General features: G+C 43.8%; 1 protein-coding gene. It reads left to right on the forward strand.

Features of this window, described 5'->3' with window-relative positions:
- Positions 1 to 221 precede the first annotated feature (221 nt).
- Positions 222 to 662, forward strand: a 441-nt coding sequence (locus AAEZ03_RS25720; RefSeq protein WP_350582529.1) for a helix-turn-helix domain-containing protein, incomplete at its 3' end; no start/stop codon positions are given.

A 662-nucleotide genomic window follows, 5' to 3' on the forward strand; every position in this document is an offset into this window, starting at 1 on the left:
TGTAACTGCTTATAATCCACTAACAGGAGAATAAGCAATGACGACTCAATCTGACATCAAGAAACTGGCTGAGCAAATGGCTGGTAGCATGAAAAGCTTCGATGACATCAAAGACTTCTTAGATTAACACATGAAGTGCAATACCAAATATGAGGTGAAAAAAAGACCTAGATGCGCTAGCATCAAAGTCTTTATCCACCGACCAAAGTGAGATTGCAACCATGAACTATACGCATCTAAGCCTAGGGGAACGATACCAGATTTATGCCCTTATAGGGGCAGAACATAGTATTAATTTTATAGCGCGGGCGTTAAACAGAAGTCCCAGTACCATATTAAGAGAAATCAGACGCAATAAAAGCCTGCGCGGTTACCGAGTCAATAACGCTCACAAGAAAGCTTGTGCAAGACGATCAAACAATGCGCTCAGCATCATCGCTGACGTATGGGACTGGGTCACAGACAAGCTTAAAGAGAACTGGAGTCCCCAGCAAATAGCAGGTGTTCATGGTGGACTCAGTCATATGAGCATTTATCGCTATATATGGACAAACAAGCGTAAGGGCGGCAGGTTATGGCAGTGTCTCAGACGTAAAGCCAAGCCTTATCGGCAGCGTTTAACTGCTGAGACTCGTGGTCGTATTAATGACAGAGTCTCTATC

It is taken from the genome of Pseudomonas sp. HY2-MNA-CIBAN-0224, from assembly GCF_040310285.1.
GTDB classification, from domain to species: domain Bacteria; phylum Pseudomonadota; class Gammaproteobacteria; order Pseudomonadales; family Pseudomonadaceae; genus Aquipseudomonas; species Aquipseudomonas helleri.